The sequence below is a fragment of the Paenibacillus sp. FSL R5-0475 genome (assembly GCF_038004585.1).
Taxonomy (GTDB): domain Bacteria; phylum Bacillota; class Bacilli; order Paenibacillales; family Paenibacillaceae; genus Paenibacillus_AQ.
In genome coordinates this window covers 6,683,661-6,700,128 of record NZ_JBBORK010000001.1, presented here as the reverse complement: position 1 = coordinate 6,700,128, position 16,468 = coordinate 6,683,661, and the positions used below count along the sequence as shown (strand labels likewise).

Annotated in this window: 15 protein-coding genes; 3 read left to right on the top strand and 12 right to left on the bottom strand. The window is 42.2% G+C overall.

What is annotated here, in order from left to right; translation table 11 throughout:
• Positions 1-783: a phosphonate ABC transporter ATP-binding protein gene (gene phnC / locus MKX41_RS29855; RefSeq protein ID WP_340974388.1), complete on the bottom strand. Its 783-nt coding sequence runs from the start codon at positions 781-783 to the stop codon at positions 1-3.
• Positions 784-913: 130 nt separating this feature from the next.
• Positions 914-1,891: a phosphate/phosphite/phosphonate ABC transporter substrate-binding protein gene (locus tag MKX41_RS29850; RefSeq protein WP_042185354.1), complete on the bottom strand. Its 978-nt coding sequence runs from the start codon at positions 1,889-1,891 to the stop codon at positions 914-916.
• 173 nt (positions 1,892-2,064) lie between these two features.
• On the opposite strand from MKX41_RS29850, the gene MKX41_RS29845 reads away from it, so the two are divergent.
• Positions 2,065-3,645, top strand: a complete 1,581-nt coding sequence (locus MKX41_RS29845) for a bifunctional metallophosphatase/5'-nucleotidase (RefSeq protein ID WP_340974387.1) — start codon at positions 2,065-2,067, stop codon at positions 3,643-3,645.
• Here the strand turns inward: MKX41_RS29845 and MKX41_RS29840 are convergent.
• From MKX41_RS29840 to MKX41_RS29830, 3 genes are all read right to left on the bottom strand, one after another.
• Positions 3,642-5,411, bottom strand: a complete 1,770-nt coding sequence (locus MKX41_RS29840; protein ID WP_340974386.1) for a M3 family oligoendopeptidase — start codon at positions 5,409-5,411, stop codon at positions 3,642-3,644. The two genes, MKX41_RS29845 and MKX41_RS29840, sit on opposite strands and share 4 nt — an antisense overlap.
• Before the next feature lie 388 nt (positions 5,412-5,799).
• A complete protein-coding gene (locus MKX41_RS29835; RefSeq protein ID WP_340974385.1) occupies positions 5,800-7,011 on the bottom strand; it encodes an MFS transporter in 1,212 nt (403 codons plus the stop codon).
• A gap of 11 nt (positions 7,012-7,022) precedes the next feature.
• Entirely contained in the window at positions 7,023-7,475 is a 453-nt protein-coding gene (locus MKX41_RS29830) for a MarR family winged helix-turn-helix transcriptional regulator (RefSeq protein WP_042185346.1), read from the bottom strand.
• Between the two features lie 280 nt (positions 7,476-7,755).
• On the opposite strand from MKX41_RS29830, the gene MKX41_RS29825 reads away from it, so the two are divergent.
• The gene (locus MKX41_RS29825) at positions 7,756-8,295 is read left to right on the top strand and encodes an NADPH-dependent FMN reductase (RefSeq protein WP_042124617.1); all 540 of its coding nucleotides are present in this window, start codon (positions 7,756-7,758) and stop codon (positions 8,293-8,295) included.
• A 197-nt stretch (positions 8,296-8,492) separates the two neighbouring features.
• Here MKX41_RS29825 and MKX41_RS29820 read toward each other — a convergent pair whose 3' ends face one another.
• The 7 genes from MKX41_RS29820 to MKX41_RS29790 all read right to left on the bottom strand — a co-directional run bounded on the left by MKX41_RS29820 (position 8,493) and on the right by MKX41_RS29790 (position 15,435).
• The gene (locus tag MKX41_RS29820; RefSeq protein WP_340974382.1) at positions 8,493-9,461 is read right to left on the bottom strand and encodes an alpha/beta hydrolase; all 969 of its coding nucleotides are present in this window, start codon (positions 9,459-9,461) and stop codon (positions 8,493-8,495) included.
• 39 nt (positions 9,462-9,500) lie between these two features.
• Positions 9,501-10,553, bottom strand: coding sequence for an LLM class flavin-dependent oxidoreductase (locus MKX41_RS29815; RefSeq protein WP_340974380.1), 1,053 nt, complete (start codon positions 10,551-10,553; stop codon positions 9,501-9,503).
• 69 nt (positions 10,554-10,622) lie between these two features.
• Positions 10,623-11,492: an NAD(P)-dependent oxidoreductase gene (locus MKX41_RS29810; RefSeq protein ID WP_340974378.1), complete on the bottom strand. Its 870-nt coding sequence runs from the start codon at positions 11,490-11,492 to the stop codon at positions 10,623-10,625.
• A gap of 68 nt (positions 11,493-11,560) precedes the next feature.
• Positions 11,561-12,136 carry a TetR/AcrR family transcriptional regulator gene (locus MKX41_RS29805; RefSeq protein ID WP_149646538.1) on the bottom strand — a complete coding sequence of 192 codons (576 nt, stop codon included), beginning with the start codon at positions 12,134-12,136 and terminating at the stop codon, positions 11,561-11,563.
• A 165-nt stretch (positions 12,137-12,301) separates the two neighbouring features.
• Positions 12,302-12,907 (bottom strand): flavin reductase family protein, encoded by a 606-nt coding sequence (locus MKX41_RS29800; RefSeq protein ID WP_234531237.1) that lies wholly within the window; start codon positions 12,905-12,907, stop codon positions 12,302-12,304.
• A 17-nt stretch (positions 12,908-12,924) separates the two neighbouring features.
• Entirely contained in the window at positions 12,925-13,902 is a 978-nt protein-coding gene (locus tag MKX41_RS29795; protein ID WP_340974377.1) for a ring-cleaving dioxygenase, read from the bottom strand.
• A 291-nt stretch (positions 13,903-14,193) separates the two neighbouring features.
• Positions 14,194-15,435 carry a M20 family metallo-hydrolase gene (locus MKX41_RS29790; protein ID WP_076283962.1) on the bottom strand — a complete coding sequence of 414 codons (1,242 nt, stop codon included), beginning with the start codon at positions 15,433-15,435 and terminating at the stop codon, positions 14,194-14,196.
• A gap of 121 nt (positions 15,436-15,556) precedes the next feature.
• Here MKX41_RS29790 and MKX41_RS29785 point away from each other — a divergent pair, with 121 nt between their 5' ends.
• Positions 15,557-16,429, top strand: a complete 873-nt coding sequence (locus MKX41_RS29785; protein WP_340974374.1) for an alpha/beta hydrolase — start codon at positions 15,557-15,559, stop codon at positions 16,427-16,429.
• The last annotated feature ends 39 nt before the right edge of the window (positions 16,430-16,468 follow it).

Here is a 16,468-nt window from a genome sequence, read left to right as displayed (position 1 = left end):
TCACATGCCTCCGCTTACAGGCTCACCTAACAACTCATCCTGATGAATCGGTCTGCCGTAAATCTCAGCAAATTTCTCATCGGTGGCCTCGGATACAGGACCATCGAAGACCACTTCTCCTGCCCGGAGCCCAATAATCCGGGTGGCATATTCTCTAGCGAGGTCGATAAAATGCAAATTCACGATGGTCGTAATCCCAAGCTCCATATTAATCTTTTTCAAATCATCCATAACCTGCTTGGTCGTCAGTGGATCCAGTGAAGCGACAGGTTCATCTGCAAGGATAATTTGCGCCTCCTGCGCAAGAACACGAGCAATAGCCACGCGCTGCTGCTGACCTCCAGATAGTTGATCTGCACGTGTGTAGGCCTTCTCAGCAATATTGACCCGATCGAGAGACTCGAAGGCTAAATCAATATCCTTCTGTGGGAATTTGCCAATTATCGTCCGTATTGTGGAATGATAGCCGACCCGCCCTGCCAATACATTACGAAGCACAGTCGTACGTTTCACCAAGTTGAAACTTTGGAAGATCATTCCGATATTTCTACGGATCATTCGGAGCTGGCTTCCCTTTGCCTTCGTGATGGATTTCCCATTTATAAGAATATCGCCTGCTGAAATATCATGAAGCCGGTTAATGGAACGTAGCAGGGTTGACTTTCCCGCACCCGAAAGACCAACAATAGCTACAAATTCTCCAGCTGGAATAGTCAGGTTAATGTTGTTTAAGCCTTTGGTTCCGTTTAGATACGTCTTGGACACATTACGAAGCTCTATCATGAAAATCATTCCTTTTTGTGTTTTCGTATATTCGTATAAAAGAGATAGCCAGGTCCGGGGGGGAATCCGGAGCTGGCTATCCTTAGTTCCTGTTATACACCAACATCGTTGTATCCTTGAACGGCCTGAACTACTCTGTTTTTACTTTATTGTTGTATTCACGAACAATGTCAAAGTTGCTATCTTGTGACTTCACATAACCTTCATGCGAGTAAATATCTTTGATAATCTCATGTCCTTCTTTGTCAGCAGCGATATCAATAAACGCCTGCTGAATCTTCTCAATCCATTCCTTATTCATATCTGAACGGACCGAAATCGTGTCGTTAGGGATTTTATCAGTAAAAGCGAGAACACGAGTATCTTCAAATACTTTCGGATAATCCTTAACGACTATATTACGAGCATCCTGGAAAATAGCTGCGGCATCTACATCACCGTTCAGTACAGCAAGTACGCCTTGGTCATGTCCCTTAACCGTGATAGCTTGTACATCCTTCAACGGATCAAGTCCTGCATCCATTAGTGTTGCAGCCGGCCATACAAAACCTGCTGAGGATGTAACGTTTTGATAAGCGATTTTTTTGCCTTTCAAATCGGCAACGGATTGGATCGCAGAATCTTTCTTAACGATAATCATAGATTTATAGAAGTCAGCCAATTCATCTGTCGGAGCACCCGTTTCATCATTTACACCAAAACGTTGAGCTTGAAGAATAACTTCAGCAGCTCCTTTTTCTTTTGCCAATACGTAAGCTGTTGGAGGAAGGAAACCTAAATCTACTTTTTTGGAAGCCATAGCTTCGATAACAGTGTTGTAATCAGTAGAGACACTTACTTCTACAGGAATACCGAGTTTATCACCCAGTAATTTTTCAAGAGGTTTCGCCTTAGCTTCGAGCGTATCCGCATTTTGGGAAGGGACAAATTGTACTGTGAGCTTCTCTGGAACATAACCCTCTGCTACAGGAGCTGCCGTTTCCTTCGGTGCATTTGCTCCATCCGTCGATCCTTGGTTTGCAGTATTAGCAGTGTTATTAGCACCACAACCACTAAGCAAAGTAATAGACATCATTAGCGGCAATACGAATTTACTTATTTTTCTCAAACGAAAGACCTCCACTGTTCTCTTTTTTTTTAGTACTTCTAGACTATAAATATTTTGTATTAAATCTAAGGCCTCTAACTATTAAATATATGTAAAATTTATTTTAATCTCTTAAAATTTCCAAATTATCTGATAGAATGAGGTCTGAACTTATTATCCGTAGGAGGCTACCCATGAATAAAGACAACACCTTAACCTGCGAAATCCTCATAACAAGTGATCTACATGGGCATTTTGGGCCCATTGATTACCGCACGGGTGAGAAACGACAAAAAGGCTTAGCAACCATTGCTAGCCTTATTAAACAAGAAAGATCCCATTGTCCAGAGCTAATACTTCTCGATAACGGTGATCTTATTCAAGGTACACCGCTAGCTTATTATGCAGCCACACAGTACAGTGAAGAACTAAATCCAGGCATAGCTGCATTGAATGAATTGAAATATGACGCTGCAATTATTGGTAACCATGAATTTAATTTTGGTAAGCCACTACTTAATAAAGCCATTCAGGATTCCAAATTCCCTTGGTTATCTGCTGGAATTATAAATCGCGCGACATGTAAACCTGCATTTGGTAGACCCTATATCATCAAATGGGTAGACAAAAAAATCAAAGTAGCCATTCTAGGAGTTACCACACATTACATTCCCCAATGGGAGAATCCTGTCCATATAGAAGGACTTCAATTTAAGGATTCGTTAGAGACTGTAAAGCTTTGGTGTGCCACTATTAGAGAAGAAGAACAGCCCGATTTACTCGTTGTAGCTTATCATGGCGGGTTCGAGCGCGACCTCCTTAGTGGTGAACCTGTAGAGAGACTAACTGGAGAGAATCAAGCCTATGCAATGTGCACAGAGGTTGAAGGCTTAGATGTATTAATTACCGGACATCAGCATCGCTTCATAGCTAGTGAGCTAAATGGTGTGACGATCATACAGCCTGGTTGTAATGGACATTCCCTCGGTAAGATTTCAGTAGTCTTTCAAAAAGAAAACGAACGTTGGAAGATTAAGAGTAAACAAGCGGAACTCCTTGCTGTAGACGACAAGACCGCTGTAGATGATACAATTCTAGAGCTTAGCAGCACGCTTGAATCAGAAACAGAAGCCTGGTTGGATGAGAGAATAGGTACAGTTATCGGTGACCTTTCTATTTCTAGTGCAGATGAATGCCGATTGGCTGACCATCCCTTTATAGAATTTGTAAATAAGGTACAAATGGAAGCTACAGGTGTAGAGATCTCGACAGCAGCTTTACTCAGCAACGATTGCAAGGGCTTCAGTAACACCATTACTCGGAGAGATATTCTTTCCAACTTCATTTATCCAAACACGCTAACTGTGCTAAGACTGACCGGACAAGATATAAAAGAGGCACTGGAACAAACCGCCAACTATTTTCAAAAGGATCTAGAGGGAAATGTAATTGTTAACCCTGCTTATGTAGAACCTAAATCGCAACATTACAATTATGATATGTGGGAAGGCATCCACTACGAGCTTCATGTCAATAAACCTGTAGGCAAAAGAGTCCTCCATCTGCTGCATCGTGGGCAGCCTGTGGAGGACTCTAAGGAATATGATGTTGTTATGAACAACTATAGAGCAAGCGGCGGTGGAGATTATGAGATGTATAAGGGCAAGCCGATTGTCAAAGAAGTACTGATCGACATGTCTGAAATTGTCACGAATTACATTGAAAAACGCGGCCAAATTGAAGCTACCTGTGATCATAACTGGAGAGTTGTTTAGGTCGTACTGATGAATGCCTCAATATCGGTTTCAATCAGCATTAAAGCACCTCTCCAAAAATCAATGGAGTGTACATCAATATCCATAAACTTTGCTACATCTGCAATATTATGCTTGCTGGTAGCACTAAGGAACTGACGATACCGGGCGACGAACTCCTCGCCCTTTTTTAAATATTCTGCGTAGAGTCCTTTAGCGAATAACAGTCCGAAAGAATACGGGAAGTTCATAAATTCATAACCAGCCATAAAATATCCGGCCTTGTTCATCCACATGTAAGGATGGATCGTATCAGGATCAATGCTCTCACCGTAAGCTTCCACCATACAAGCAATCATCAGTTCGTTCAGCTCTTGAACAGGAAGCGGACCCGAGGTTCTTCTCTCATATAGTTTAAGCTCAAATAAATAACGGGCATAGAAGTCTACAAGATAATACCCAGCATCGGAAATACTTCTCTCCAATAGAAGCTGCGTTTCCTTCTTGGTCGAACTAGTGAGTAGTGCCTGATTTACGATCGTCTCGCAAAAGATCGAAGCCGTTTCGGCAATCGGTATCGGATAATCTGTGTTCAGCATCGTTTCTTTTCCCAGACAGGAGCTATGATATGCATGGCCGAGCTCATGGGCAAGTATACTAATATCTATAGCATTTCCAGTGAACTGTGTCATGATTCTGCTCTCGCCTATCGGAAAAATATCAATGCAGAGCCCATATCCACCCTTACCCGCTCTAGGTTCTGCATCAATCCATTGCTGATCAAAAGCCTTTTGAGCTAAATTGGCCAATTCCTCGCTAAAGGTTCCGAAGCTAGAGACAATTGTTTTTTGAGCATCTTCGTAAGAGATTTTTACACTTTCTTCGCCAATCGGTGCAAAAATATCGTAAAAAGGCAGCTTTGTGGAATGTCCCAGCAGTTTGGCTTTCTTTTGATAATAGGTATGAAAAGCTGGCAAACTCTCCTGAAGAGCGGCGAGCATTGCCGATAAAGTTTCACTGTCCATTCGCGATGCCACTAACACCTTTTCCAGAGAAGATTGATATCCACGCATGCCATAAATCGTTAGCGCCTCACCACTTATTCCATTCATGCAAGCTGCACAAACCCCAGCAATACGACTGCAAGCTTCAGCCTCGGCTTCATAAGCCGCTTTTCTTAATGTAGCGTTATTCTCATAGGCCATACTCCTTAGTTCCGCAAGCGTTACTTTCTTAGTTTCCCCATGTACTACCACATCTGCAAGTGTACTCGATACGCTCTCCATGTAGAGCCTTCCCCACGCTTTGGAACCCGTGCTCTGCATTCTGGCAATCGCAACTTCCACTTCCTCATTTAACACATAACGGGATTGCAGAAGAAGCTCCTTTAAATAAAATTGATGTTTCAGAAGATAAGTTGAGCTAACGATAAGCTCATCTATGTGTTCACAAGTGCTAATCCATCGTTTAAAACCCGCAACTACCCCAGCAATCTCTGAGCTCAAATGTTCAATATCATCAGCAAGATTCATGGCTTCCTCAGAACTGCTGTCTGCGCTAAGCGTTAACTCTGCATAGGCTAATAAACATACATATACGCTTTTATAATCGTTGTAGAGTCTTAGAAAGTCCTCGATCGCTGCGACGGAAACACCCTCAAGCTTTAGATTGCCCTCAGCCCAGGCTTTTAAATCTATAATAAGTTGACCGAGTAGCCCACGATCGTCTTTTAACTTCTCTGACTCAAAGGAAGGATATAAGCTATCCAGATTCCATGTCATATTCATTTGTGAACCTCTCCTCTACTTCTTTGGCCATCCCTGATTTCTTCATTATACCGTCCTTAGTGGATAAAATCTGTATACTACCTATGTTTTCGGGATGGTGCAAGAACATAAAAAAAAAGGACCCTGCCAACGTATGGCAGGGTCAAGGTCTATATTATAAGGGGGTTATGTGATTACTATAACCCTCTTAGCTTAAAAGAATATGAATAGTAGATAAAGATTGGCTTAATCTACAGATCTCTGTCCTCTTCATCAACAAAAAAAGGACCCTGCCAACGTCCGGCAGGGTCAAGGTCTATATTTAAGGGGGTTATGTGATTACTATAACCCCCTTAGCTTAAAACGATATGAATAGTACCTAAAGATTAGCTTAATCTGAAATCATCCCTTATTGACTTAACGCTGAAGGGTTATTTCTGGCCTTAGTAATCTGAATCCCAATATAAATAATTAAAAACAGCACCATGAACCCAGCAGAATAACGATACATCATCCCATAATCGGATGCCGCCGAGATTGCCCCAAGAATAATGGCCCCACTGGCTACCCCTAAATCTGTTGAGTTATAAAACATACTGTTCGCCATGCCATACTGTACAGGTGTAGACGTCCGAAGCATCCATGCCTGTATAGTTGGCTGAATAGCTCCAAAGCCGAGTCCATACAGCAATGCGGATATAATGAGCATGGGCATGGATGTTGTATACGAGAGCACTGTTAAGCTCGCGACGACACAAACCGCTGCTGGAATCAGAACAGCAGCCGGACCTATTTTATCAAATAATCTGCCGGAGATAGGTCTAATAATAATGATTGTTATCGCGTTAAATAAAAAGAACAAACCCACTTGCTCTAAATGTACCGCTTCGCCGAACAAAGCGATAAAGCTAAGCAATCCACCATAAGTGATCGCGAGTAAGACATTCAGTATTGCAGGCAATACTAACTTTGTATTAAAAGGAACCTTGATTGGTTTGGATGGTGCAATGGATCGCTCAATAGGCTGTTTTTTCGGTACAGCTGGAAGTGAACGTGAGAACAATAGGACTGGAAAGGCAAGAAGCAAGGTGAATGTTCCGATCATCGCCAGTGTTCCAAACCCCGATTGCTTCATTACGTTCAAACCAATCATAGGACCAATGGACATTGCAAGACTGGTTGATAAGCCGAAATACCCGATCCCTTCGCCCATTCTTTTGCTAGGAATAATCTGTGAAACAATCGTGGGAATAATCGTGCTGGCAATCCCGAACCCAATCCCATAGCCTACCCGCATCAGCAATAGTGACCCGATTGAGTCTGCTACCACATAAAGACCGGTTATGGCGGCCGCGATGGCTAAACCAATATATAATAGTACATTGCGGCTAACCCTCCGCATCAGAAAAGCAGTCATAAAACGTGAAGCAATCGCAGTTAGCGCAAATACACTTGTAACCAAGCTGACCATAATATCTCCGGCTTGAAATTCACTTTTAACATAAGACGGAAATGAAGATAGCAGCATCTGTAAATTCATAAATAAAAATAAAGCACTAAACGTTAAAGCAATAAAAGACTTGGTCCATAGTTTCGTACGTAGTTCTTGTTGTTCTGGCATAACTTACGTTCCTACTCTCCATCATTTATTTGATCAATATGATTGTTTATTCTTAGCAGCAACCCCATGAGCAGCTCATATTCATCACTGGAAATACAGTTCATAATCTCATCTGTGACTTGATCCTCAATAGGAAAGGTCTCCTTTATCAGAGCTCTTCCTTTTTCCGTAATATAAACCTTAAAAGAACGCCGATCATTCTCCCCGGTTCTTTTATAGACCAGCCCTTTTCCCTCCAAGTGATCCAGAATTCGCGTCGTAGTTGGTTTATCCTTACCCGAACGCTTCGCGATATCCTTCTGAATCAGCCCTTCCGTTCTGTCGACTTGAAAAAGCACTGACCATTGCTCAGGTGTTATATCATATTCCTTTAGCCCATTTTGGAATAACGCGCTTAATTTACGATAGGTCGTTCCCATCATAAATCCTAACGTAAGTTCGGATTGGTTATGCTTTGTCGTCATGATCAGACCTCTTCTCATTTCATCTTCTTTTTAATAGTTGCTTAAACAATTATATTCTAGACAACTAAATTTGTAAAGGTGAGACAAAATTATAAACTAACTATTATTAAGTTGCTTGACAAAGTAAACTAAACACGGTATTATTATCTCATGTTAAAGATACTTAACTTAAAGACAACTAGAGCGTAACACGCTTAATATTATTTATTTGAAGGTTGTGTAATTCATGGGATTTCTAGACAAACTATTTGGTAGAACAAAAATCGAGGAGGAACAAACAATGTCTAAATTAAACATCGGAATCATTCTGGGAAGTACTCGTCAAGGTCGTTTAAGCCCACAAGTAGGGGAATGGGTTAAAAAGGTAGCAGATGCACGTGGAGATGCTAATTATGAGATCGTAGATATCGCGGACTTCAAACTTCCACTAATGGGAGAAGTTGATGCTACTGAACAAGCAACTGCTTGGAATACAAAGCTTGCTACGTTAGACGGTTTCGTATTTATCGTTCAAGAATACAACCACAGTATTTCCGCATCACTGAAAAATGCACTCGATTACGCGCGTGAAGCTTGGAACAACAAAGCAGCGGGTATCGTGAGTTATGGTTCTGTAGGTGGCGCTCGTGCAGCTGAGCATTTACGTGGAATCTTGGGAGAACTGTCTGTAGCAGATGTTCGTGTACATCCAGCCCTGTCCCTGTTCACTGATTTCGAGAACGGTTCTGTGTTCAAACCAGCGGATCTTCACCTGACCAATGTAAATGGCATGCTTGATCAAGTATTGGCTTGGAGCGGTGCGCTCAAGACGCTTCGTTAAGATTACCCGCTTTAATATTATGAAATACACCTCTTGGAATAGACATTGATAAACCTATGGTTTGTCCGGTCTATTCTAAGGGTGTATTTTTTGTGTGTGATGAAATGACCACCTTGTATAGAATCTTTTCTCGCATAATCGGCGAGGATTTCAATCTACAACAAGGAGCAATGATCATATGGTTTGTGCTTGCATTATTAACAGCTCTCGCTTGGGGATGGAGAGTGTTTGGGGTGAAGTGCCCGGGCCATCGCATCCATATAGCTCTGAACGGCGCGCTGACTCACTTCCGCTTCTGGAACGAATATTTCGAAAAGATGAAAACATCCGGGATACAGGTTAAATTCGATATCTACACCTGCTTGCGCAAGTCGTGTTACATATTCGATCGTCTCATCTCGGAATAGATCAAGCTGACCTACACAGGTATAGGTTGGTGGCAGTCCAGCTAAATTCTCCGCTCTCGTTGGTACCGCATAGGTAGTTATCCTGCTGGCATCGTTCTCCTCGCCCAGGTACATGTTCCAAGCCGTTAAGTTGTCCGTCCGGTTCCAGATTGCACCTTCTTCCGTAATCTCATGGCTTGATGGCGTAGTGTTACGGTTGTCGAGCATCGGGTACAACGGCATTTGAAAGATAATGGATGGTCCACCTTTGTCTCGTGCCATCAGCGCAAGTGCTGCTGTCAGCCCGCCGCCACCGCTTGCACCAGCAATCGCAACCCGATTCTCATCAATGCCAAGCGATTTCGCCTCCTCCGTCATCCATACTAAGCCAGCATAACAATCTTCGATTGCAGCTGGATAGGGGTGCTCGGGTGCCAGCCTATAATCAACCGACACGACAACACATCTAGCCGTCTGAACAAAACGTTCACACAACTCGTCATCCATATCAGGATGACCCAACACGTATCCGCCCCCGTGAATCCACAGCATAGCTGGAAGCTTGTCAGCATTTCGCCCAGCAGGTTCATATATTTTCACCAGCATCTCCCCTGCAACACCCGGTATTTTTCGACTGGTTGTGTTTACATGCTCTGATCTCTTCACTGACGGAGCCGACACTAAACTTCTGCTCCACTCTAAATTCTCTTCCAATTGAAACCCTGGAAATTGTGAATATGCCTCTCTTAATTCTGGTAGTATACGTTTATCGATACTCATGAAAATCCTCCAATACAATAATGATTGCTTGTATAATTCCTATTCCTTCTCAGCTTCCCACTTGGCAATTTCCTCTCGTACTCGTGGAGCAACCTCCGTTCCGAGCAGTTCTATAGCCCGCAACACCTGCTCATGTGGCATCGTGCTTAGTGGAACATACATCATAAAGCGTGTAATACCTACATGCTTCCGTAGATGAATGATCTTCTGAGCAACTGTTTCTGGATCTCCAACGTACAATGCGCCATCAAAGCTTCGGGCCGCATCATAGCTGGAACGGTCATAATACGACCATCCTCGTTCTTTCCCGAGCTTGTTCATGCCGTATTGGGTAGATGGAAAAAAGATATCTGCTGCCCGTTCCGTATCTTCTGCGACGAATCCAATCGAATGAGATCCCACCTGAAGCTGCGATACATCATGTCCAGCGCGGGCCGCCGCCTTCTTGTACAGCTCTACAAGCTGAGCAAAATTCATTGGATTCCCGCCAATGATCGCCAACATCAATGGCAGACCCAAAAGTCCTGCACGAACGGCAGAGCTTTGTGTACCTCCGCTGCCAATCCATATTGGTAAAGAGCTTTGGACGGGCCGCGGGTATACGCCCAAATTATGAATTGCTGGCCGATGGCCTCCCTTCCAAGTTACTTTCTCGGAACCCCGTATTTTCATAAGCAGTTCGATATTTTCATTGAATAGCTCCTCATAGTCATGTAAGCCATAACCAAACAACGGAAAGGATTCAACGAATGAACCCCTGCCCGCTATAATCTCGGCACGTCCATTGGAGATGCCGTCAAGCATAGCAAAATCCTGAAACACACGTACAGGATCAGCAGATGAAAGGACCGTCACAGCACTAGCCAGGCGAATCCGTTTAGTCAAGGACGCAGCAGCGGACAACACGATTGCTGGTGAAGAAGCTGCATAATCTTCACGATGATGCTCACCGATACCAAAAACATCAAGTCCCACCCGATCCGCAAGGACGATTTCTTCGACTACTTCTCGTAATCGCTGTGCATGACTCATTACAATTCCAGTCTCAATATCAGGCTTTGTTTCTACGAACGAAGTAACACCTATTTCCATGATTTATCACACCTCTTTTAATTTTTCTCCTGCACTACAACCAACAGAGATTTGGGGCAACCCTATTTTTTAAGAAGGATGCTCTAGACAACGGATTAAAGCGGTCCAATCCATCTCACCATAACCACGGGCTATTCCTTCAGATAAATGATGATGGATAAGTTGGCCCAAAGGTAGAGGAGCTTGGACGGACTGCGCTGCCTCTATAGCCAGTGCAACATCCTTCAGCCCTAGCTTCATTTTAAAACCAGCTGGTTCAAACCGCTGTTCTGTCATTATCGCCCCATAGTTCTGATATAAGGGAGATTGAAAAAGAGCATTCACCACATCCATAAAACGGGCTGGCTCTATGCCATACTTTTCTACCATCAGCTGCGTTTCTGATAAAGCTTCCAGCATAGAAGCAATTAAAAAGTTTACGCCTATTTTCACAACATTTCCTTCTTCGCTATAATCCCCAATCTCGAATATTTCCTGACCTAATTGTTCTAACACAGGAATTAACTGTTGTCTGGCTTGCTCCGGACCTGCCAAAATGATGCGCAATTTAGCTGCTTTAGCGGCATCCGGACGCCCTAGCACTGTGGCAGACACGAAGTATTGCTTTCTCTCCGCATGCGCCGCGGACAATTTCCGAGCCAGATCTACACTGATCGTACTGGTAGATATGTGAATTCCTTTTTCTGATAATCCATTCAAAATTCCATTTGGGCCCTCAACAATCTCCTCCAAAGCGGCATCGTCAGAAAGCATGGTTATGACCATATCGCTCTTTTGTGCTGCCTCCAATGGTGTCTCGGCATAATGCGCTCCCTGATCTATTAGGGGTTGCGCTTTTTCACGAGTACGATTAAAAACGATTAATTCATTACCAGCTTTCAACAAATTTTGGGCCATTGGAAAGCCCATTTTCCCAAGCCCGATAAATGATATTTTCATAAGTCTCTTCTCCGCATTAAGGATGATTTACAATAACGGAACGATCGTTCCAGAATAACCAAAAAAATTTATATTGCTGCAATTACAAAGCTTATCATCTCTTTGGCACGTTGCTGATCTTGATCTGCTTTTGCCATAATATTTATGCTTTGATGTAAATTCAGCAATAAATAAGACCACGCTTTGACATCAGTGGTTTTATCAAGTTCGCCTGATTGTCGGCCTTTTTCCAAAAGCTCGCAAAAAGCCTGTTCTAAATTCAAAAAACTAGTCTTTATCAATTCATTTATTTTTTCATCCCGCGACTCTAGTGTTGTAGCTGCATTCGTTACAAAACACCCGCCGGGTAGGCTCGTATCGTACGCTGAAGTAATATGTTGCTCAAAAAATTGTTGAATCCCTGCTCTAACGCTTGACGCCCGTTCAAGAATGACCTGTCTATTGAAGCTAACCTTTTTGTAATGTTCCAGTGCGGCAATGTACAACGTTTGCTTGTCAGAAAAAGTATCGTAAAGACTAGAACGGCTAATGCCCATAACCTGCAGCAAATCCGGTATGCTTGTTGCCTCATAACCCTTTTTCCAAAACAACAGCATCGCTTGATGTAGTGCTTGATCCTCGTTAAACTCTCTTGTCCTTGCCATGAGTAACACCTCCTGTAATGGCAATATAACATATCTGGAACGATCAGTCCAGATAAACTTCGAGAGAAAACCTTACGGTTTGCTTGGCATAGCTGATGAACTATAATTAGCCCACAAAAAGACCTGTTCGGTAGGCTTCATCGCTTACGAACAGATCTTAGTTTATTATTCCGGTCTCTCAATTTCAAAAATCTCACCAATCGTAGCGTAATTAGCTCCCGCTAAACGACTTACTGCATTTAAGGCTCTAGGGTCAATCCGCCCCTCCTGATAAATCGATTCATCGATATGAAACTGAACAATTTCGCCGATGAACAAATCACTCCCAGGTTCTTCTGCTCCTAGAGGTATCGCTTGTACAAGCTTACATTCCATTCGAACCTTTGCTTCCAATACACCAGGTACAGCTATATTTTTACTTGGGACCGGTGTAAGATTGGCAAGTTCAATTTCACTTTCTGCTCTTGGCAATGAGGCAGCGGTTTGATTGATTTTTCCAACATTCTCATCATCTACAATATGCACAACAAACTGATGATTGTTATAGATATTATGGGCTGTATCTTTTAATCGTCCCGCTGGTCTTTGAATAGACAGTGAAACCATCGGAGGATTAGACGAGACGATATTAAAATAGCTAAACGGCGCACCATTCAAAATGCCATCTTCTGATTGTGTAGTGACAAAAGCAATGGGCCTAGGAATAACAGTACCAATTAATAACTTATAATTTTCCCGCTCACTATTTTGCTTCGGATCAATCGAAATCAATCTCCCCAGCTCCTTCTTCACTCTTTCACGAAATCGATCGTGCTTCTAACGGTATCAATAGGGCGTACTAACTTCTCAATTTGCTCACGTTTAGGTTCTAAGAATGGTGGCAATGAAAGCTTTTCTCCAACCGTTTCGTATTCCTCGTCTCCCATAAATCCAGGTCCATCTGTTGCAAGCTCAAACAGGATTTGTGGAGCAACACGTGTATACAGCGACTCGAAGAAATGACGATCCACATAACCTGAAGTACGGAATCCAAAGTCTTCAAAATGCTTAGTCCACTCATCCAGCATCGCACGGTCTTCTACTCGGAAAGCCGCATGGTGAACCGTACCAAAACCTTGGCGTGAATTCGGTAAACCCTCATTATGCTCAACAATAATTTGCGCCCCGTTTCCGCCTTCGCCGACTTCAAACAAATGATAAGCCTCTTCCTGAGCGATTTCTTTAAACAGCATGACTCTTTCCAACATTTCTTTAAAATAGCTGAAGTCAGCTATACATACAAAGATCGGTCCCAAACCAGTGATCGCAAACTCTAAAGGAATCGGTCCTTTTTGCCATGGTGTACCTGATGCGACCCCTTCATTAAATTCATCGGAGATAAGTTGATATTGTTGATCATCAAAATCTACGAAGGATAAAGTCTTTTTGCCAAACTGCTCTTTAATTCCGGTATGCTTCACATCCAGGCGATCAAAACGTTTAACCCAGTAGTCTAATGCAGCATCAGTTGGTACTCGGAAGGATGTCTTGGCGATCTCATTGGTTCCGTGAACACCTTTAGGAATGTTAGGGAAGTCAAAGAACGTCATATCCGTTCCGGCACTGCCCTTATCATCTGCAAAAAATAAGTGATACGTTTGAATATCGTCTTGATTGACGGTTTTCTTCACTAGACGCATTCCCAATACGTAAGTAAAAAACTCGTAGTTTTTCTCTGCGCTGCTTGTGATGGCTGTTACGTGGTGAATCCCTTTTAAATTTCTCATGATTATACACTCCTAAGGTTTTAGTTTGATTTTGTAATATAATTCCCTAGATCAAGAAAGATTAATTGAATTATCTTAATGTTAAGATATCATTCAAAAAAAATTTCTTTCCAACATTTCATCCTATGTTTCACAGAACCCTATTCCCAACAATTTATCTTTACATTAATTATCTTTAACTTAAGATAAATTTAACATACTCATTTGTTGTTGTCAACAAAACACTATAGTAGATATGCAGAACAGCCTTGTTCAGTATGTGAAGAATAATGAACAAGGCTGTGAAAAAATCTATGTTTGTCTTACAAACGCATAACGAAGAACAGCTTCTTCTAAAATATCAATCCCCATAATGATATCATCCAAGTCTGTATATTCATTAGGATGATGACTAAGTCCATCTATAGAAGGAACAAAGATAAGCCCTACTGGGCAAAGTTTGTTCATGTTCATGGCATCATGCCCTGCCCCACTAATCATCCGTTGACTCGATATCCCTTTCTCTTCACAAATGGATTCTAGAACCTGACTGATCTCATCAGATAATAGGACGGGTTCCTCCGAAATAATTTCCGTACTCTCAATTACAAGTTGTCTATTTTCTTGTACTAAGGATATTGTTTGATACAAATGGTCTAACACACGTTGCCTGGATGCCACTGAAGTAGATCTGATATCAATTTTAATTTCCACCTCTCCCGGAACCACGTTCATAGCGCCATTCAAGATATCTATCACCCCTAGCGTCGCAACCGTTCCAAATTCTTGTTCGAGTTTGGCTGCTTTCTCAAGCTCAAGTGCTATTTCTGAGGCACCCAGAAAAGCATCTTTTCTCATATTCATAGGTGTCGTTCCAGAGTGGGATGCCTTCCCTGATATTTGAATATGAAGCCTCACGGGTGCAGCAATTCCAGTCACAATTCCAATTCTTTTATTATTGTTTATTAAGACAGGACCTTGCTCAATATGTAATTCAAAAAACGCTTTTAATTCTTCATTCTCTCTACTCGCCTGATCAATACTGTTATAATCCAGTGCACATAGCGAAAATGCCTTTTCCATGGTAATACCGTCTTTGTCCTTCAAAGATCTATATTTCTCCTTCTGAAATAACCCTGACATTATTTTGCTGCCTACTGTTGAAATACCAAAACGCGAGGATTCTTCACAGGCAAATGAGATAATTTCGATCGGATGATCCGTTTCAATCCCTTTTTCGTTTAGACGTTTGATCACTTCCAAAGCAGCCGTTACACCTACTACCCCATCGTACTTCCCACCTTGATATACCGTATCCAAGTGAGAGCCCATTACAACGGGTGGGAGCCCTTCTATCTTCCCATTCCTTCTAGCAATCACATTCCCGCAATGATCCATCCGAATATCTAAATTTTCAGCCTTACACATCCGCATAAAAGCACTCGTACATGTCTGCTCTTCATTTGTATAGGCAATTCTAGTGATGCCCTTCTCACCCGAGTTATATTGATTAATATTATCAAATAAAGCCTGATATCTTCTCTTTCTATCCATGCTAATATCTCCAATCCTGGGTATTCATGATTATGGTTTCATCAAAATTCGTGAATGATATACAATAGAGGTAGTGCTAGTCTTTAAAAATTACTTACTTGATGAGGTGTAATGGATAGCTATGAAGAAGACCATTATTTTTAAAGAAAATGACTCATTTACAATTAAAGCTGATTTTTATGAAACAAACCGTCCCCAAGCCCCTGCTATTGTTTACATTCACGGAGGCGGCCTACTTTGGGGTGATCGAGAAGATCTATCCGAGGAAATGATACAACTTTACACTAATAATGGCTTTGCGCTATTTTCGATTGACTATAGATTAGCCCCTAGGTCAACCCTATCTGACATCCTTGAAGATGTCCAAGATAGCCTTCTTTGGTTAGAAAAGGAAGGACCAAAACAATTCTCCATTGACCCCTCGAGGATCGCTGTAGTGGGAAGCTCAGCAGGTGGTTTCCTTGCACTAAGCACAGGAATGTTTACACATAAGCCACGTGCGATTGTCTCCTTCTATGGATATGGCGATATTAGCGCTCCATGGGCACTCGAACCAAGTAAATTCTATTGTGAAAAGGATATCGTCTCCATGGAGATTGCAAAAGGTACAGTGTCCGATCAAATCATTACGAGCGCAAGCGTTGACGAGCGTTTTCTTCTCTATTTATATGCAAGACAATCCGGTCGTTGGATCGAAGAAGTGACGGGCTTGAATCCTTCTCTACATAAGGAAGAACTCCTCAAATTCTGTCCTATTCATCATGTAACTAAGGAATTCCCCCCTACATTGTTACTGCACGGAACGAACGATGTAGATGTACCGTATGAACAATCGGTATTCATGAGAGCTGCGCTAGTGAAAGAAGGAGTACCGGCAAAGCTTATTACTATTCCAAACGGAGAGCATGTATTTGAAAAAGATTTCGATAACCCTGTTGTGCAAAAAGCTCTTCATCAGGTGATTGATTTCCTTCAGCTTCATCTTGCTGAGTAGGTCTGTAGAAGAACAGGAAAATCCGGCACTAAAATAGTG